Annotated in this window: 13 protein-coding genes; 12 read left to right on the top strand and 1 reads right to left on the bottom strand. The window is 44.1% G+C overall.

Going from position 1 to position 18,964, the window contains the following annotated elements; all coding sequences use genetic code 11:
* The first annotated feature begins 43 nt into the window (after nucleotides 1-43).
* From J0L60_14380 to J0L60_14340, 9 genes are all read left to right on the top strand, one after another.
* A complete protein-coding gene (locus tag J0L60_14380; GenBank protein MBN8547317.1) occupies nucleotides 44-913 on the top strand; it encodes a sugar ABC transporter permease in 870 nt (289 codons plus the stop codon).
* A 70-nt stretch (nucleotides 914-983) separates the two neighbouring features.
* On the top strand, nucleotides 984-1,724 hold the full coding sequence (locus J0L60_14375) for a carbohydrate ABC transporter permease (protein MBN8547316.1): 741 nt from the start codon (nucleotides 984-986) through the stop codon (nucleotides 1,722-1,724).
* Between the two features lie 102 nt (nucleotides 1,725-1,826).
* Nucleotides 1,827-2,861 (top strand): LacI family DNA-binding transcriptional regulator, encoded by a 1,035-nt coding sequence (locus J0L60_14370; GenBank protein ID MBN8547315.1) that lies wholly within the window; start codon nucleotides 1,827-1,829, stop codon nucleotides 2,859-2,861.
* A gap of 45 nt (nucleotides 2,862-2,906) precedes the next feature.
* Complete coding sequence (locus J0L60_14365; GenBank protein ID MBN8547314.1) at nucleotides 2,907-4,793, top strand: T9SS type A sorting domain-containing protein; 1,887 nt, start codon at nucleotides 2,907-2,909, stop codon at nucleotides 4,791-4,793.
* Nucleotides 4,794-4,907: 114 nt separating this feature from the next.
* Nucleotides 4,908-7,556 (top strand): TonB-dependent receptor, encoded by a 2,649-nt coding sequence (locus J0L60_14360; protein ID MBN8547313.1) that lies wholly within the window; start codon nucleotides 4,908-4,910, stop codon nucleotides 7,554-7,556.
* 26 nt (nucleotides 7,557-7,582) lie between these two features.
* On the top strand, nucleotides 7,583-10,828 hold the full coding sequence (locus J0L60_14355) for a hypothetical protein (GenBank protein MBN8547312.1): 3,246 nt from the start codon (nucleotides 7,583-7,585) through the stop codon (nucleotides 10,826-10,828).
* Nucleotides 10,829-10,839: 11 nt separating this feature from the next.
* On the top strand, nucleotides 10,840-11,853 hold the full coding sequence (locus J0L60_14350) for a PorV/PorQ family protein (GenBank protein MBN8547311.1): 1,014 nt from the start codon (nucleotides 10,840-10,842) through the stop codon (nucleotides 11,851-11,853).
* Nucleotides 11,854-11,930: 77 nt separating this feature from the next.
* Nucleotides 11,931-13,313, top strand: coding sequence for a Tat pathway signal protein (locus tag J0L60_14345; GenBank protein MBN8547310.1), 1,383 nt, complete (start codon nucleotides 11,931-11,933; stop codon nucleotides 13,311-13,313).
* Between the two features lie 9 nt (nucleotides 13,314-13,322).
* Nucleotides 13,323-15,395: a beta-galactosidase gene (locus J0L60_14340; protein ID MBN8547309.1), complete on the top strand. Its 2,073-nt coding sequence runs from the start codon at nucleotides 13,323-13,325 to the stop codon at nucleotides 15,393-15,395.
* On the opposite strand, the gene J0L60_14335 is transcribed toward J0L60_14340, so the two are convergent.
* Complete coding sequence (locus tag J0L60_14335) at nucleotides 15,379-16,368, bottom strand: aldo/keto reductase (GenBank protein ID MBN8547308.1); 990 nt, start codon at nucleotides 16,366-16,368, stop codon at nucleotides 15,379-15,381. The genes J0L60_14340 and J0L60_14335 overlap by 17 nt on opposite strands.
* A 246-nt stretch (nucleotides 16,369-16,614) precedes the next feature.
* Between J0L60_14335 and J0L60_14330 the strand changes: the two genes are divergently transcribed.
* The 3 genes from J0L60_14330 (at nucleotide 16,615) to J0L60_14320 (ending at nucleotide 18,778) form a co-directional block, all read left to right on the top strand.
* Nucleotides 16,615-16,857, top strand: coding sequence for a hypothetical protein (locus J0L60_14330; protein MBN8547307.1), 243 nt, complete (start codon nucleotides 16,615-16,617; stop codon nucleotides 16,855-16,857).
* Complete coding sequence (locus tag J0L60_14325) at nucleotides 16,854-18,326, top strand: phage terminase large subunit (protein ID MBN8547306.1); 1,473 nt, start codon at nucleotides 16,854-16,856, stop codon at nucleotides 18,324-18,326. Before J0L60_14330 ends, J0L60_14325 begins: the two co-directional genes overlap by 4 nt.
* Before the next feature lie 134 nt (nucleotides 18,327-18,460).
* Nucleotides 18,461-18,778 (top strand): hypothetical protein, encoded by a 318-nt coding sequence (locus tag J0L60_14320; GenBank protein MBN8547305.1) that lies wholly within the window; start codon nucleotides 18,461-18,463, stop codon nucleotides 18,776-18,778.
* The last annotated feature ends 186 nt before the right edge of the window (nucleotides 18,779-18,964 follow it).

The following is an 18,964-nucleotide window of genomic DNA, read 5'->3' as shown; positions in this document are numbered from 1 at the left end:
AACTCAAGTACTCGAGTTACTCAAGTACTCAAAAAAAAGACGAATGAAAAAAGCTGCATATTTCTTTTTGGCACCGGCACTTACAGCGATATTTGTATTCTTTTTTATCCCTGTGATAAGTGCATTCATAATCAGTTTTACTGATTTTGATATCTATGCCATCGGCAATTACAGCAAATTCAGATTCACAGCATTCGATAATTACATCAAACTTTTTGATAATGCATTGTTTTGGACTGCTCTGAAGAACACCCTCTTTTTTGTAGTTATTTCGGGACCCCTCTCGATTGCTGTTTCTCTTGGTGCAGCGATGATGCTGAACTCGAAACTTGTCAAGTTCAAAGGGATATTCAGACTTGTATATTTTATGCCGGTGGTTACCACTCTTGTAGCTGTTTCGATAGTGTGGCGGTTTATTTATCATCCGGAATTTGGATTGCTGAATTACGGTTTGAGCTTTTTGGGAATCGGGAAAATCGACTGGCTTGGAGATCCCAACTGGTCAATGCCATCCATTATACTTCTCTCGATCTGGAAAAATTTCGGATACAACATGATAATTTTCATAGCCGGCTTACAGAACATACCCGAGGAACTGTACGAAGCCGCCGAGATTGAAGGGGCAAACGGCTGGCAAAGATTTATAAAAATTACTCTCCCCATGCTTGCGCCAACTACTGTATTCATAACAATTATTACAATGATTGGCTATTTCCAGTTGTTCGCAGAGCCCTACATCATGACACAGGGGGGACCGCTGGACAGCACACTGAGTATTGTCCTTTACATGTATCAGGAGGGATTCCGCTGGTGGAATATGGGATATTCCTCTGCTATTGCGTTTGTGCTGTTTGTGATCATTCTGATTGGTACAATGATTCAGATGTGGGTTCAGAAGAGAAGGGAGGCCTGAAGTGAAGAAATATTTAATTTATGCGTTTCTGATTTTTACGGGATTGCTTACCCTCGCTCCGTTTATTTGGATGCTATCCGCATCTTTTATGCTGGATGGACACGCCTCGGTTTTCCCGCCGAGGTTTATTCCCGACATTTTTTCGCTGACGCAATATGAAACATTGTTTTCGAGACTCGATGTTTCGAGGAATCTTCTGAACAGTCTGATTATTTCGACGATGGTTACGGTTGTTTCATTAGTATTTAATTCGATGGCGGGATTTGCCTTTGCAAAGTACAGATTTGCAGGGAGGGATGCCATATTCAAACTGCTGCTTAGTTCAATGGTTATTCCTTCACAGGTTACGATGCTGCCATTATTCCTTATGCTCAAGGAACTCGGGTTTTTGAACACATACATGGCAATTTTGATACCGGGACTCGCGAATGTGTTTGGTATTTTCCTCATCAGACAGTATGTAATGGCGATTCCGGACAGTCTCCTCGAGTCAGCACGAATTGACGGTGCCACAGATTTTCAGATATATTATAAAATCATCGTTCCGCTTGCTGCACCTGTGATGGTTACTCTTGCAATATTTACATTTATGGGGACATGGAATGATTTCCTCTGGCCTCTTATTGTATTGAATGACAGCGACATGTACACCCTGCCGGTTGCTCTTGCCAATCTGATGGGGGAACATACCAAAGATCCTGAACTGATGATGGCGGGAAGTGTAATTACAATCCTGCCGGTTATGATAATGTTTCTTGCTTTACAAAAGTATTACATTAAGGGGATAATGATGGGTGGAGTAAAAGAGTAAAATTCTTTAAATATTTTTGATTTTCCGCTTGAATTAATCAAAAATCTTTATTAAATTGATCTTTGTAAACGCTTACATTTTTTTACAATTGAAACCAAGATCATGACCAGAAAAAACATCCATGAAGTCGCAAAATTGGCAGGGGTGTCGATAGCAACAGTATCGAGAGCTTTTAATAACAGCAAATTGATAAAGGATGCTACCAAGTCGAAGATTATGAGGATCGCTGAGGAGATTGATTACAAGCCGAGTCCTCTCGCCCGCGGACTTTCGACACAGATGACAGATACGATTGGAGTGATCATTCCAGATATTGCCGGAGAGTTTTTTACCGACATCATTCATGGAATAGACGAAGAGGCTCACAGGTGGAACAAATTTATAATTGTTGCGAGCTCTCACAGCCAAAGAGACGCAGTGGAAACACTGATCGACTTCATGTCGAGTGGTAGAGTGGACGGAGTCATAATGATGGCTCCGCAAATCCACAAGGAAGTGCCCGAGATTATCGGGAAGAGCCGCAGACCAGTGGTTCTCATAAATTCTCTGAACGATATCGATGAGGCAATCAGCATAAGTATCGACAATTATCAGGGAACAGTTGCCAATATCGAGCATCTTCTCGAGCACGGGTATGAAAGAATTGCCATGATTAAAGGACCGAAAGACAACTGCGACGCTGAAGAGAGGTTTTTGGGTTATTCAGAGACGCTGCTGAAGCACGGAATCAACATTAATCCCAGTTGGATAGTCGACGGTGATTTCACTGTCCGCTCCGGTTACTATGGTTTCATGAGATTGATGACCATTGCCGAGAGACCGCAGGCGATTTTTGCGGCAAACGACATGATGGCTCTTGGGGTCTACGAGGGAGCAAAGATTCTGAAGGTTGCAATTCCGGATGATATAGCCGTAACAGGATTTGATGACATCTATCTGAGCAGACTCTTGAGTCCAAGACTGACTACAGTTCACGCTCCTATTGAAGAGCTGGGTGGAAAGGCGGTAAGGTATTTACTAAAAGTAATAAACGGCGAAGTAAATCCGTTGGATGCCTACCATGAAAAACTTTCGACAGGGCTGATAATCGGCAATTCATGCGGCTGTTCGGGTGCCAATCCGTCACCATTATTTTAAATTTTTTTTAATCAATCAATCAGTAACAAACATACAGGAGAAAAGATGAAACGAGTAATAACAGCTTTGTTCATTCTTCTATTTTCAGTCAATTTTTCAAACGCGCAAAATGTGGTGCGCAGTGATGCCCTCTGGGGAAAGGTCGCTTTGGGGACCATTACCCTTGATGGCAACATGAATGAAGCCGACTGGGCAAAAGCCGATTCGGTACAGGTTATCTATGGTCAGCCGGGCGCTCTGCCAACCAGCGGTTGGACAGCGGAATTCAACGAGAATGCCATTACTGATCCTATCAGAGCAACGGTAAAATTCCTCGTTAAAGACCACTATCTCTATCTTGGATTCAAGATGCCCGACTCTTCAGTTGGTGGAATTGCTGACTGGGCAAGATGGGACGGAATCCTTATGAACATTCGCGACAAGGCAAGTCCAAACAGACCCCTCCCCGCTACAGAATTTTTCTACACATGGTGGTACCTGAATGTGCCTCAATATCTGCAGCCCGGAACACCACCCCGTTTTATCGGCAGATTTGGCAACTTCTCTGACACTACCAGAACTCCCGAACAGAGAGCTGCATGGGATGCCGGTTACAGAACCATCGGTGGTGTATCTTGCGATGATACCACTCCTGATCAGGGCTGGGAAGTAGAGATGAGAATAGATGTTGCGGTGCTCGGTTACGATATAACACGATCTACCGGCGACATCATCCAGTTAAACTTCTCGATATGGGATTGCGACTGGGTTTACGGGAATACTCCATCGAGGATCAATACAGCAAGAGCATACTATCAGTATCCGTGGGGAAATGCAAATGGTGCAAATGCTGCCAGAATCTATGCAAAACCGGATGTAACTGTAAACACCACCAACCCTCCACTCGCTCCTGTTGAATACACCTTCTACAACGGTTCCAACAAACCTGCTCCCGTTATCGATGGCAACCTTGACGAAGAAGTCTGGAGAGGCGCTCAGGAACTGGTAATCGGATGGGACGATACACTTGCCAGAGCAGCATATCCCGGAATTGGTGCCTACCAGAGTGGACAGTATCAGCCCGAACTTGTTGCAGGAAGCAGGCCTCCTGTTGTAGATCCGGGATATGTAAAAATCAAATATTTCCACAGAGACGGATTCCTCTATTTTGGTGCTGATTTCAACGATCAGCTTATTCAGGGAACCAGTTTGTTTGATGCCGTCGACGGTTTCGCAACTGTACTTATGGATCGTGATTCCCGTGCATCAGACAATGCACTTGAAGCAAGGATGCTCAGGCTCACATTCGATTCGACAGGTGCTCTCAAACCCGGTGATTATATGCAGACACTTCTCGATTCCACACAATCATCCTATGCCTTCAGGTTAAAAGGCGCATCGACCATAAACAACAACAACGATGTTGATGAAGGCTATGTAATTGAAGGAAAAATTCAATTAACAGGACTTCTGGGTTATCCTCAGGATCTCGGCGACAGAAGTCTGTTCTTTGGGTCAGTACTTTATGATGGTGATTCATTCACCGATCCTGCATTGAACTATGGAACAAGAACCTGGTTTATGCGTGAGCATGCCGGCGGACCTGCCCTTGCATGGGTTTACCTCAGCAACGATGGTGTAGTTGATGTCGAGGATGAATTTACAGGAATACCTTCATCGCTTGAACTTTATGGAAACTACCCGAATCCTTTTAATCCTTCAACCAAAATCAAGTTTTCCGCTCCTCAGTCAGGTCAGGCTGAAGTGCTGGTTTACAATTCACTTGGTCAGCTTGTCAGCAGGCAAATGATCAATGCGATTGCCGGTGCGCAGGAAATCAACTTTGATGCAAGAGGTCTTACCTCGGGTGTATATCTCTATAAGGTCAACTTTAAAAATGCATCGAATGGCGGCATTTCGTCAGCTTCAGGCAAAATGATTTTGATGAAGTAGTTTTTTCGGTCCAAAGTGCAGATAAATGAGTGCAGAGGAAGATTTTTCTTCCTCTGCACACTGCACAACGGCTTATATTTGACAGTTTCAAACCACTTATGAACTGGTGAAAAAATGAAAAAAACCGGCTACAAATTTCTTCCGGTAATTCTGCTGATTTTTATTGTTCTGATTTCCGGGCAGTTAAATGCTCAAACGGCGGGAAAACTTGCTGGCAGGGTGACTGATGAAAACGGTCAGCCACTCATCGGTGCGACTGTTATCGTTGAAAGCACCAACAAAGGAGCTGTCACAGACTTCGACGGCTATTATACCATCCTTAATCTTCGTGCCGGAACCTACTCTGTGGAGTTTAGATACACCGGCTTTCAGTCGAAAAAAGTTGAAGCTATTGCGGTTTCAACCGATCAAACCACAAAAATTGATGTAAAACTTCAGAGTACATCCTTTACCACAGAAACAGTTGTCGTTACCGCAGAAAAACCACTCGTTGAGTTTAATCAAACCTCTTCCGTAGTAAATGTTTCGAAGGATGAAATTGAACTTTTGCCTGTTCAGGATCTGGGACAGATTGTGAACCTTCAGGCAGGTGTTGTGGATGGTCATTTCAGAGGCGGAAGACTTGGTGAGGTGCAGTATCAGGTGGATGGTGTTTCGATTAATAACCCGTTCAATAATGCAGCTACACTTCTACTCGATAAATCGGTGTTGCAGGAGGTACAGATTATCTCCGGAACATTCGATGCAAAATACGGACAGGCAATGTCGGGCGTTGTGAATGCTGTATTAAGGTCGGGCGATGATAATTTTGAGTGGTCAGGCGAGTTTTACGGTGGAAGTTTTTATACCACTGACAATCAGAGATATCCTGATGCTGATAAACTCCGTCCTCTTGGCATACAGAATTATCAGTTGACACTTTCAGGTCCAACAGGTTTACCCCAGACAACTTTCCTTGTTTCAGGAAGAAGATATGCCGGTGACGGATACCTCTATGGAACGAGAAGATTTATGCCAACTGATAAAAATGATCTCGAAAACAAAATCTTCAGGCCCACAGGAGACAACGAACTTGTACCGATGAACACCACAAGAGAGTGGAGCGGGCAATTCAAGTTGACCAACACTTCAATCAAGAACATGAATCTGAGCTATCAGGCTATAATGAACTCGATCGAAGCATACTACTACAATTTTGGTCTCCGTCTGAATCCCGACGGGAACAAACCAAACAACACAGTTTCTGTTTCGCATGGTGTCGATTTTACGCACACCCTCTCTTCGGAAATGTTTTATAAGGTGAGTGTACGGCAGAATTACTTCGACTACAAGTCATACAAATACGAATCAGTTTTTGATCCCGGATACATAGCTGCAGGTGAGTTCAAGAGTGACAACAATTACGAACTTGGTGCAATAGTTCAGGGTGTTGACCTTGGAAGATATATCCAAAAGACGAACAGTATAATTGCCAAAGCTGATTTCACCTGGCAGATTAACAGGCACAACCTCCTCGAGGCTGGTGTCGAAGGACAAATATCTGACATCCAGTTTGGTTCGCCGGGATTCCTGCAGATGACCATTGTAAACGGGGTATCAACACTCGTTGCAAAAGACCAGCCTGTACTCATCACCGATCCGAGAATAAATCAGTACTTCCCGAAACAATATGCACTGTACCTACAGGACAGGATTGAGTTGGGAGATTTGGTGGTCAGAGCCGGATTGAGAGCAGAGTATTATGATGCAAACGCTGAAGTGCCGAGCGATCTTTCGAATCCCGCCAACTCCATTTCAGGTGCACCAAAGTCAGTTCTTAAACCAACTTCAGTAAAATTTGCGCTGGCACCGAGACTTGGTTTCAGTTTCCCTCTTACTGCCATGTCATCTGTTTATTTTGCCTATGGACACTTCTATCAGATGCCGGGTCTTGCTGACCTCTACTCGAACTCAAACTACAACATCTTGAAGGATTTGCAGGATGGCGGCATTTCATATGGCACAATGGGAAATCCTGATTTGAGACCTCAGCTCACCGTTCAGTATGAAGGTGGATTGAAGCAGGCTTTCAGTCAGATTTTTGGCGGTGAATTGACGGTATTTTACAAGGATATTAGAGACCTTCTTGGCGCTGAATTTATTTCGACCTATGCTGCTGCTGACTACCCAAGACTGACCAACATCGATTTTGGTTCGGTCTACGGTTTCACACTCGCGTTTGAGATGAGGAAACTTGGTCCGATTACAGCATCAGTTGATTATACCATGCAGTATGCCCGGGGAAATGCAAGTGATCCGTATGAGACCGCCAACAGAGCTGCTGCCGGGAAAGACCCCAGACCAAGAGATATCCCCTTCGGATGGGATCAGAGACACACACTTAATTTCACTGCCGTTTATTTACAGCCGAACGATTATACCATATCTGCGATTCTCCGTTTTGGAAGCGGTATGCCATACACCCCGGCAATCGGGACAGGCTTCAATGCAGACCTCGAAACGAACTCCGGAAGGAAAGACGGCTATGCAATTCTCGATATCAGGGCGGAAAAATACTTCGAACTTTCCTTCATAAATCTTAGTGTTTTCGCAAGAATGACCAATGTTCTCAGTACAAATTTCGTGAATGGATTTGTCTTCGCGAACACCGGAAGTCCTGATTACTCTGTAAATTCATTTGCCGACAGGGCAGCACTTCTTAACCCGGGCAGATTTTATGAGCCGAGAAAAATTGAGATTGGCATCTCTTTCAGGAGTAAATAATTATGCGGAAAAGTGGAGATCTTAATATGAATTCAAAAAATAAAATCTTTCGACCGGGAAGGTTCTTTTTCGTCCTCCTGATGATTTTGTCACCTGTTGTTCTTTTTGCTCAGGTTCCCCCGGAACTGAGGGGCAGAATTGATGCGGAAAGAATGGGGCAGCACGACTTTAACAACATCAGAACCCGGTTTTTTAACTATGGAATGGTTGGCGATTATCCCCCGGATCCGTTGAAAGTTGACCTCACAGTTTTCCATTCGGTTGAAATTCCAAAAGGTTCCGGTGAAAACTATACCGATGGTATTACACCTTTTGTTTTGGCTAAGGTTATGCAGGAAAACGGAAAAGTTGCCTACATGATGCAATCGGGATACCGTGAGAGACAGACTCAAAGTCCCCTCACAGGAAAGACCATGCGATATGAGCCGAGACCCGGATATCACCAGGATGATCCGACAATAAATGTGGGACGGTCTGTTGCAATGTCGAACGACCCGAGAACCTGGCCCGACAAGTGGATTGACAAGATGAATGATGCCACAGACCCCGGATGGGGCGGTTCCTGGAACGGCTATTTTGGTAAGGTACCAAAACTCGAAATGCAGGAAAGTTTCACCGTAATGGATGACAACTTTTACGATGCATGGGATTATTACCCCGACAGTCGTGACCGCACAAGAAGAGGGCTTGGTCTAAGAATTGAGCAAAGAGGCTTCCAGTGGAACAACCCGCAGGCGTCTGATGTAATTTTCTTCCATTATGACATTACGAATGAAAGTACTACCGACTATAATGACAATATTATTTTCGGACTTTACATGGACTCCGGTGTTGGCGGTTCGGGAAAAGGGAAGGATCCATATCCTGAATCTGACGATGACAATGCTTACTTCACCAAGGAAGAGGGAATTAACCTTGTTTACACCTGGGATTACTACGGAAACGGTGTAAAAGGGCCAACAGGTTATCTTGGATACTCATACCTCGAAACACCCGGAAATCAGTATGACAGCAAGGATAATGATAAGGACGGAATTAAGGATGAGAAACGAGACAGCGGTCCGGGCACCCTCATTACAGGTCAGGACAATATCCGTTCTTATGCTACTTCAAACTACAATCTCGCCGATTTTCAGGCAACCTACGGTCCTATCGAGAACAGACCTGCTTTCAAAAGAGGTCTGTGGTGGACAGGTGATGAAGACATGGACTGGGTTGGTGAGTATAACGATACCGGTGCTGATGGTCTTTTTGGTACAAATGATGCCGGTGAAAATGATGGTATCCCGACGAATGGTGAACCCGGTTTCGATAAAGTTGATATAGATGAATCAGATCAGGTTGGCCTGACCGGATTCAAGTTCAACAGAATCAATGATCCTGCGGGTGGTGGACAAACAGACAACATCGTCTTTTTTGATGATGGCAGAGGCTGGCCCGAGAGACTCTACAAAAATTTCTCCGATCCCGATTCTTCCTTTGATGCAGCGATTACCAGAACCAACCTGAATATCGGATTTTTATTCGCTTCAGGTCCTTTCAAACTTCCTGCCGGAAAGACAGAAAGATTCAGTCTTGCTCTTGCTTTTGGACGCGATCTAAGGGAACTCAAGAACAATGTGAAGATCGTCGGTAAAATCTACAAAGCCAACTATCAGTTTGCGGTTCCGCCTCCAACTCCAACTCTTACGGGATTCGCCGGAGACGGTTATGTCGAACTCTCATGGGATGAAGCTGCTGAAAGGGCTTTCGATCCTGTTACCAGTGAAAATGATTTCGAAGGTTACAAGATTTACAGAAGTACCGATCCAAACTTTAATGACATTAAGACCATTTACAGTGGAACAGGAACTGAGCCGATGCCGTTCGGAAGAGCTCTTGCACAATTTGATTTAAAGGACAAGGTGCTTGGCTACTCGAAAACCACAGTTAAAGGTGTTGCTTACTATCTTGGTGATGACACAGGCATCAGGCATACTTTCCGCGACACAACAGCCGTTAACGGTCAGAAGTACTACTATGCAGTAGTTGCTTATGACAAAGGTTCAGATTCTTTGGAATTGTATCCCTCTGAAAATGCTTATTCAGTTACTCAGACACTTCGTGGTGGAACAGTGTTACCGAAGAATGTTATAGAGGTGGTGCCGAATCCAAACAGCATGGGATATGTTCCGGCAACAACCGAGAACATAGTTCACAGCCAGGGAAATGGTTTCGGAAGTGTATCGGTAAAAGTTGTGAACCCTGCTGAAGTGCCGGATAATCATCTTTTCAAACTGACATTTTTTGGTCAGGATGACAGTGTAAAAGCAGAGATGTATCGATTTATTGATGAGACTTCAGGCGATACTCTCTTTAGACTCGGTTACGACTTTAAGGGCGAGGGCTCGGGTCCGACAGCTCTTGGTCTGCTCCCCGTGGTTACCTCCATTGATACTTTTAAAGTCGATTCCACGAAGACAGGATTTGTAGCGGGAAGTCCTACAAATGCTTCTCTTACTGTCAGATACAGTGCCGTAAGACCGATCAACCTAAAACGACCCAACTACCCCGAAAACTTGAGAATCGAATTCAGCGACCAGGTTCTCGACACTTCCAAGGCATTCCCGGGATTCCAGGCGAAGCCTGCAATGTTTAGAATTACCGCTGTGAAATCCGACGGTACCGAGTCGAAACTGAATTTCAAGTTCTACGATAAAAACAATTCTAAGACCCTCGATCAACCCGACGACTATATCGAGATTCAGACTTATCAGACAAAAGCTCCGACGGTTGCAATTCCGACCTGGAACATCAAACTTGATACAGTTGGACAGTGGCAAAGAGGACCCCTTGTGCCGCCGTCAAAAGGTGACGAGTACCGTTTTGTGATCAACAAACCACTCGGCAGTCAGGATGAATTTACTTTCAGATCGATTGGCCAAAAGTTTGATCAAAACCTGGCAAACAGTCAGTTTAACAACAAACCGTATGTTGTTCCTAATCCTTATGTAGCTGCAGCATCTTTCGAACCCCAAAGATTTGGCGTTCAGGGAAGAGGCGAGAGAAAACTTGAATTCAGGAATCTCCCTCCAAACTGCACCATAAGAATTTATACAGTGACGGGTGAACTTGTTCAGACACTTCAACACGATGGAAATATCTTGAACGGCTATGTACCCTGGGATCTTCGTACGAAGGATAACCTTGAGGCAGCACCGGGTTTGTATATCTTCCATGTTGATGCCGGTCAGGCGGGTGTACACACCGGTAAATTCGCAATTGTGAAGTAGGAGAGACTAAAATGAAAAAGATAACAATTATCACCGCGTTCTTTTTGGTTCTTTCCTCTGTCCTGCTTTATTCGCAGAGCAAGGCGGGAACCACAATAGCACAATTTCTGAAGATAGAACCGAGCGCCAGGGCCGCCGCTTTGGGAAATGCAGGTACGGCACTTTATGGTGAGGCAACTTCGCTCTACTACAATCCTGCCAGTCTCGGGAGACTTGACAAGCTTGATGCCCAGTTTACCTACAACAAATGGATTGCAGACATCAACTACAACTATGCGGTTGCTGCTGTTCCGATTCAGGGACTTGGTACATTGGCACTTCAGATGACCTCTCTAAACTCGGGTGAGATGGATGTGAGAACGGTTGAACAACCACTCGGTACGGGTGAGAGGTTCAGCGTCACCAATTTCGCACTCGGTCTCGGGTATGGTATTATGCTCACAGACCGTGTTTCTGTCGGACTTCAGATGACCTATTATCAGGAATCGATCTGGCATTCCAATCTTTCCGGTTTCGCCCTCAACATCGGTGTACAGTACCAGGTCGAGGTTGACGGTCTTACGATTGGAGCCGCTCTCATGAATTTTGGTCCGAGAGCCAAATATGAGGGAAGGGATGCTTATGTCAATTTTGATTTCGACCCGAAGAAATACGGAGACAACGATCAGTTACCGGCCGAACTCAGGATGGATGAGTGGGGTCTTCCTACAGCCTTCAGAGTTGGTTTGTCATATCCTGTTAAATTTACCAAGGACTATAAACTTATCCTCTCAGTCGATGGTTTTCATCCTAATGACAATAATGAAAGCATAAGCCTTGGTGGTGAGTTTCAGATACTCGATTTGGTGTACCTGAGAGGCGGTTACAGAAACCTTTTTCTTCCTTCTCTCGAAGGTGGTGCCGTCCTCGGAGGTGGTGTGAAAGCATCGATTTCGGGAGGGTACACAGTCAGGTTCGACTATGCCTGGGCTGACTATGGAAGGCTGGATCAGGCTCACCGATTCACTTTCAGTGTCGGTTTCTGATCTCAATAATTAATAATATATTCTACCGCCGGGCAGTCCCCGGCGGTTTTTGTTATAATAACAATCCGGACGAAGAAATGAGATTATTACTCTTATTACCCCTTGTTTTCCTTTTTGGCGGCTGCTCAATAGCTCAAAACAGCTATTTACCTGAGAAGTATGTAAAATATCAGAGCATTCCTCAGGTGCAAAAGGATTTCCTCGATTCACTTCAGAGGGAGACATTTCAATATTTTATTCATGAGATGAATCCTGAAAACGGACTGGTAAAAGACCGTTCAGCAGACTGGTCACCGGCAAGTATGGCTTCCACCGGGTTTGCAGTGCCTGTATGGGCTATTGGTGCTGAGAAGGGATGGATAACAAAAGAGTTTGCGGCAAAGGTCACTCTCAATCTGATCAATTTTCTTCTGGGAAGTGTTCAGAGTGCGGAAGTTGACGCCACGGGTTACAAAGGTTTTTATTATCACTTCGTCGATATGAAAAAGGGGAAAAGGGAGTGGAAATGTGAATTGTCGACGATCGATACAGGGCTGCTTTTTGCCGGGTTGATATTCGCACGAAACTACTACAGCGGTGACAATGAAACTCACCGTGCTATCCGGGAAGGAGTCACAAAAATCCTGGAGAGGGCTGAATGGGATTTCTTCACAATCAACAATCCTAAAAGTGATTACCACAATGGTTTAAGTATGGGCTGGCATCCGGAAAAAAGCGAATTGATTGATCATTGCTGGTGGGGGTACAACGAGGCAATTGTTCTTTTTGTAATTGCTGCCGGCTCCAATTCAAAAGATTACGGAAGAACCTATGACCGCTGGTTGAGGGATTACAAGTGGGGGACTCCATATCCGGGACTTGGTCATTTCATATTTCCGCCACTCTTCGGGCATCAGTATTCTCATCTCTTCCTTGATTTCAGAGGTATTTTTGACAGCAAAACGGGGGAAAAAGGGATCGACTACTGGGAGAATACCCGCAGGGCTACATATGTCCAGCAGATATTTGGCAAGGAAAATCCCAGAAAATGGGTCGGATTCGATGAGTTCACCTGGGGCCTTACCGCCTGTGACGGACCCGGTGAAAAATACAACAAAAATGGATACAAGTTTATCGATTATTCAGCCCGGGGATTCAGTATGCCCGGTATGGACTGGAACGACGACGGAACCATTGCTCCCACAGCCGCAGGTGGATCGATTCCATTCGCTCCGGAGATTACAATTCCCACCCTCATGAACATGAAGTATAAATACGGCAGTTCGGGGCTTTGGGGGAAATATGGCTTTCAGGACGCATTCAATCCCACTGCAGGTTGGGTGGCACAGGATTGTATCGGTATTGATCAAGGACCGATAATACTGATGATCGAAAACTACAAAAACGACTTTGTATGGGAGTATTTTATGAAAGATCCTGTTGTTCAAAAAGGACTTGAAAATCTTGGTTTCACGAGATAAGGAATTACAATGAAAAAGATTGACTTAAGCGGACAATGGCAGTTTATAACCGATGAACATTCTCAAAAGACTTTGGAAGAAGTATCTGCCGGCTTTTTCTCAGGAGTAAACATCGCACAGGCTGAACTCCCTTCGAACTGGGAACTCCACGGATTAAGAAACTTCAACGGCACAGTTTGGTACAGCCGGGAAGTGGAGATAGAAAAATTAACCGCTGGCAACTCCGTATTTTTAAGATTTGAGGGAGTCGATTACTTTTGTGAAGTTTACTTCAACGGAGCGTTTTGCGGAAGACATGAGGGTTACTTTGCAGGATTTTATATTGAATTGCCGAAAAGTGTTCCACATATCGGGAAGAATTTGCTCATCGTGAAAGTTTCATCCCCGCATGAGGAACCGGGTGAGGTATGGCCTCTGAAAAAGAGATTGATAAAGGGGGTGCTTAATCACCATGACTGCAGACCCGGTGGATGGGATATGGAGAAGGGACAAAACGCAAACACCGGTGGTATATGGAATTCGGTTTCCATGATAATTACTCCGGGGGTCGTTCCCGCAAGAGTGAAAGTCAGTTATGAATTTTATAATGAAACAGAATGCGGACTGAACATCAAGTTAAAACTTCTTGCCGGAGACGGGGGAGTAAAAAAAGATGAACTAAAAGCTGTTATAATAACACCCCACTGGGAAGTGATTGAGATAAAGCGAAATCCCGTCTTCTCTCACGGAGTTAACAAGATTTCACTGATTACAAAGATATCAAATCCTCAGCTTTGGTACCCCTGGGATATTGGGGAGCAGAATCTGCACGAACTGGTGCTCTACTACGGAAATGAAGAAATCTACAGGGAGCATTTCGGCATCAGAAGAGTTGAACTCGATAAAGACAAACGGTTCTATATTAACGGGAAGGAATTGTTTCTCAGGGGTACAAATGTGATTCCTGAACAACTTCTCTCCTCTCTCTCGGTAGAAAGGATAGACGGGATGGTGGAACTGATTAAAAATGCAAACATTAACATAGTCAGGGTTCACGCCCACATTACTCGAAAAGAATTTTACACAGCATGTGACAAAGCCGGTATTATGATCTGGCAGGATTTCCCTTTGCAGTGGACTTATGATGAATCACCTGAATTCGCTTCAACGGCTATAAAACAGATAAAGGAGATGGTAAACTCATTCTACAACCACCCCTCAATCGCTTTTTGGTGCTGTCAGAATGAACCCGGAGAGCAGGTGGAAACCCTTGATATGCACCTCGAGAAAGCTGTGAAAGAGGAAGACTCGTTACGAATTATAAGGAGAGCCTCGAATTATGAGGAGCACCCTTATGACGGCTGGTACTGGGGAACATGGGAGCATTATGCCGGAGCACCAATGGGCCCCCTTGTAACGGAATTCGGAGCACAAGCTCTCCCTGCTCCCGGGTCACTTGAAAAGTTCCTGAAATCAGTGCAGCCACCTTATGACTGGAAGGAATGGCAATATCACAATTTTCAACCAGACCAGACTTTTAATATTGCCGGCATTGATCCGGGGAGCACGCTTATGGAGTTTGTGGAAAATTCTCAGGATTATCAGGCAAACCTGCTTTCATTCGCGATTCACCAGTACCGAAGGAGAAAAGGGAAAGGAATAACGGGAGCATTTCAGTTTTTCTTCATGGATTGCTGGGAATCGATAAGCTGGTCAGTTATCGACTATTATGGTGTTCCCAAAAAAGGGTATGAAGCGGTCAGGAAAGCTTTTGATCCGCTCCTCCTTTCGGTATTTTTGAGACAGGATAGATATTTCCCCGGGAGCATGCTCAATTTTGAGATTTGGGTAATAAACGACAAGTATGAGGAGTATGACTATTGCAAAATTGAGGTGTTGCTCAACGGTTCCACAGTTGTTGAGATTGAGAACTTTGTTATCGGAAGCAACTCCAGTCTCCATTTTGGACAGGATTACTTCAACAAAATTCCTGTTCCACAGGATACTGCAAAAGGTGACGCTGTCTTTGATGTGCTCCTCTATTCAGGTGATCAGGTCCTCCGAAAAGAGAGCTTTAATGTAACTATCAGAGACCTTTCATGAGATCTGTAATTTTATAGAGATCTTCCCGGTAGAGTTGTTTTGTCAGATTATCCAGTCTTTCATTGCAGGGCTGAACCGCATTGATGTTTTCGACTGCCTGACCCTCTGTTTTTATGCCGGGGATGATGGTGGAAATGCCTTTTTGCCATAATGGAAAACTCATAGCAAGTTCCAGTGGATTCATCCCCTCAACTGCTGCTGAAGAGTGCAACGGATTCAGTTTTTCGTTTACAAGGGAAATAAATTCCTTCGTTAATCTGAATGACCGGTGATCGGTCGATTCGAATTCCCGGTCGGGGTTCATTTTCCCGGTAAGCAGTCCGAACTGAATGACCATCCTGGCAATAACTGCAGAGTTGTTCTCTTCAGCATCTTTTATCAGATCGAGAGCCTTTTGGTTGATAATGTTAAAAACCACCTGATAACTGCTGCACAGACTTGTATCTTTAAGAAAATTGTACTCGGGGTAGGGATCGAAAGTATTCAGTGAAATTCCCCAATATCTGATCTTTCCTTGTTCCTTTAGGCGCTCCATTGCTTCGATGCACTCTCCTTGCTCAAGGTGGACTACTTTTGCAGAGTGGAGCTGATAGAGGTCTATTTCGTTTCGTTGCAGTCTTTTAAGACTTTTTTCACATGCTGAAATGATGTGAGACTTGCTGTAATCAAGAAGAATGGTGTCGCCGTCTCCCACACGATGCCCGACTTTAGTAGCGATAATCACATCCCTCACATTCCTGAACGATTTACCAATTAATTCTTCTGACCGTCCCAAACCGTAAAAATCGGCAGTATCATAAAAATTTACACCCATATCATGAGCTTTAAGAAGAGCCTTTTGTGATGTCTCATCGTCCGTTTCACCCCATCCAATGGGAATGTTTCCGATTTTTATCGCACCACCAATTCCCCAGGCTCCAAATCCTGTTTCGCTAACGAGTAAATCTGTGTTTCCGAATTTCCTGTAGTTCATTTGAGTTTTGTTTCATTTAGGATAAAAAAGTAAAATGCAGAGACCAGGATATCTGTTCCTCAGAATTCTGGACACTGATTAGTGTATTTGTCCAGCACCCATGGGAAAAATGCCCGTTATGAAAATAAAGTTAAGGAAAAATTAATTATATAAAAAGTGTGGACTTCATGATTGTTCTTTTTCCTAATCTTGAATTTGGGTGTCGAATTAACTACTTTTGAAGTATTATAAACCAGTCAGGAGAAAATGGTGAGTAAAAGGGGAGGGAGTATTCTGGAGAGGGAAGCTGATAATTCTATCACTTTTCTTGTGTCCGTCAGGGAAGGTGAAGTGGAGGGGAAAAATCTCAACCACAGGATCTCAGCGGCCAAAATACTGATCGACAAGGTTTATCCTACCGGTGGTGACAAGAAGAAAAACGATGAGGGCGTTCTTAGAATCGAGGTTGTGGATCTTGCTTCCGAAATAAAGGCGGGTGAGCAAAAATGAAGACAGGGAAATTGCAGGTTGAACGAATTTCACTTCTTCCAAAACAGAAGCTGTTGAAATCGCTGATCGAAGAAAGTAAATATTCGTGGATTGGCTATGGGGGAGCGAGGGGTGGAGCAAAAAGTTTCGCAATCAGGGAAATAGCATTGATTCTGGGGCTTGATCCAAAATATGCATTACGATCGTTGATTTTCAGGCGATATTCGAAGGAATTGTTAAAGAATCACATTTTGCCCCTTTACGAAAAACATTCAAAATTGATGGAGCACTACAACAAATCGGAGAAAATACTCTATTCACCGAACGGCACGCCCATAATTCAGTTCGGCTATGCTGACAGTGAAGCCGATATCTATTCGTTTCAGGGTTTTGAGTATGATGTTGTGTTCGTTGATGAAGCAACACATTGTACACCCCATCAGTTGCGATTCCTGAAAACTTCAAACAGAAGTCTGAAAGAGGGATTTACTCCCAAAATGGTTCTAACCATGAATCCCGGCGGCACTTCACATTCATATCTTAAAAGACTGTTCATAGATAAAAAATACGACGGGAATGAAGATCCCTCTGATTATTTTTTTATTCAGTCGTACTTGTGGGATAATGTTTTCTGGTCTCTGAAGAATCTGCAAAAAGAGGGAACATCGATTAGTGAATATTACAATAAATGGAGCGAAGATACACGAAGGGATTATTGTATAAAGAAGAGTACCTATGCTGCCAACTTGAAGACACTTCCTGCTGAACTGCGGATGGCATATTTATATGGTGACTGGGAGGTTTTTGGCGGAATGTTCTTCAAGAATTTTGACCGGAAACAACAGGTGATCAAACCGTTTACACTTCCATCCGACTGGGCATTGACGGGAAGCATCGATCCCGGGTTCCACTCTCCCTGCTCCTTTGGTCTGACAGCCCGGGATTTTGAAGGAAAATATTACCGGATTTTCACCTACTACGAGAAACAGAGAACCCCGTCGGATCATGCAAATGCAATTTCACAATTGCTTAAAAATGACCCCGTACTTCTATCAATCACAGGAGGTAAAATACCATCGATGATTGTTGCAGGACATGACGCTTTTGCTAAAAAAGAGAGATATTCTGTGGTTTCCCATGAGAATACATTCGCAGATGTTTTTGCTGCAAACGGACTCTTTCTCTCTCCTGCTTTCACGGGCAGAAAGACAGGGTGGTGGTCATGGAAAAGTTTGTTTCCTGCAGAAGGGAAATCACCCTCCTATTTTATATTTGACGGCCTTAATACTCCTTTGATTGATGAAATGATGTCGGCTGTTTACGATTCAAATGATCCCGAGGATATTGCGGGAAAGGGAAATGACCCCTCAGTCGCTGATCATGCGCTTGACGAGCAGAGGTATGGTATCATGGCACTTTTCAGACCTGAAGGGACAAGGAAATCTGAACCACTTGCCCGATTTTCTGACGAATACAGCACAGGATTTTAGTTTCCGGGCCTGTCTGTGTGAGAGAACTCACATGAGGGCGTTTTCGGAGGCAAAATCGAAAAATTATCTGTCTTTAATAAGATATGTTTATTATTTTTGTTCAACCTTATTATGACAATTCTGAAAGTAATCATATGCTCTCATACATCATTCTTCTCGTCTCCGCAATCGCAATATTTAATATTTTGTTTATTGTTTTTTCGAAGGTTACCTCCAACAGGAGATTCAGACGCGAACAGCTTGAACTTGCGAGGATTACGACTCAGGGAGCGGTTGTCAGAGAGAGAGTCGATGTAAGAGAAACTGAAGAGGAAACGACTGCCAATTCTTTCAAAGCCAAGGGATGGGAGCTCCTGTCAGCAGAAATTCCACCGACCACCCAACGAAGCAGGCACATGAATACTTCCTCTTCGATGGTCTTTTCAAGAGTTACTTCAGAACATTTTAGATAAAAAACAGGCTGCCCGATTTGAGGCAGCTTTTTTTTTGTTTGCGCCTGCTCAGGCGGATGAAAAAAAAGGTTGCCACTTTCGTGACAACCTTTTTCAATTTTTGTTTGAGATCGATTGGCTATTGTAACTGCCATGTGAAGTCGGGGAGTTCATCCTTGTATGACTTCAGGTTGATCTCTCCCTGCC

This window comes from Ignavibacteria bacterium (assembly GCA_017302895.1).
GTDB lineage: Bacteria > Bacteroidota > Ignavibacteria > Ignavibacteriales > Ignavibacteriaceae > UTCHB3.
The sequence above is the reverse complement of the archived record's forward strand: the minus strand, read 5'-3'. Positions and strand labels throughout refer to the sequence as shown.

Coding starts and splice junctions, on each gene's coding strand:
- J0L60_14320 (MBN8547305.1), top strand. CDS start 18,461: ATGCTCTCATACATCATTCTTCTCGTCTCCGCAATCGCAATATTTAAT.
- J0L60_14345 (MBN8547310.1), top strand. CDS start 11,931: ATGAGATTATTACTCTTATTACCCCTTGTTTTCCTTTTTGGCGGCTGC.
- J0L60_14370 (MBN8547315.1), top strand. CDS start 1,827: ATGACCAGAAAAAACATCCATGAAGTCGCAAAATTGGCAGGGGTGTCG.
- J0L60_14330 (MBN8547307.1), top strand. CDS start 16,615: ATGGTGAGTAAAAGGGGAGGGAGTATTCTGGAGAGGGAAGCTGATAAT.
- J0L60_14350 (MBN8547311.1), top strand. CDS start 10,840: ATGAAAAAGATAACAATTATCACCGCGTTCTTTTTGGTTCTTTCCTCT.
- J0L60_14365 (MBN8547314.1), top strand. CDS start 2,907: ATGAAACGAGTAATAACAGCTTTGTTCATTCTTCTATTTTCAGTCAAT.
- J0L60_14355 (MBN8547312.1), top strand. CDS start 7,583: ATGAATTCAAAAAATAAAATCTTTCGACCGGGAAGGTTCTTTTTCGTC.
- J0L60_14360 (MBN8547313.1), top strand. CDS start 4,908: ATGAAAAAAACCGGCTACAAATTTCTTCCGGTAATTCTGCTGATTTTT.
- J0L60_14340 (MBN8547309.1), top strand. CDS start 13,323: ATGAAAAAGATTGACTTAAGCGGACAATGGCAGTTTATAACCGATGAA.
- J0L60_14380 (MBN8547317.1), top strand. CDS start 44: ATGAAAAAAGCTGCATATTTCTTTTTGGCACCGGCACTTACAGCGATA.
- J0L60_14335 (MBN8547308.1), bottom strand. CDS start 16,368: ATGAACTACAGGAAATTCGGAAACACAGATTTACTCGTTAGCGAAACA.
- J0L60_14375 (MBN8547316.1), top strand. CDS start 984: ATGCTATCCGCATCTTTTATGCTGGATGGACACGCCTCGGTTTTCCCG.
- J0L60_14325 (MBN8547306.1), top strand. CDS start 16,854: ATGAAGACAGGGAAATTGCAGGTTGAACGAATTTCACTTCTTCCAAAA.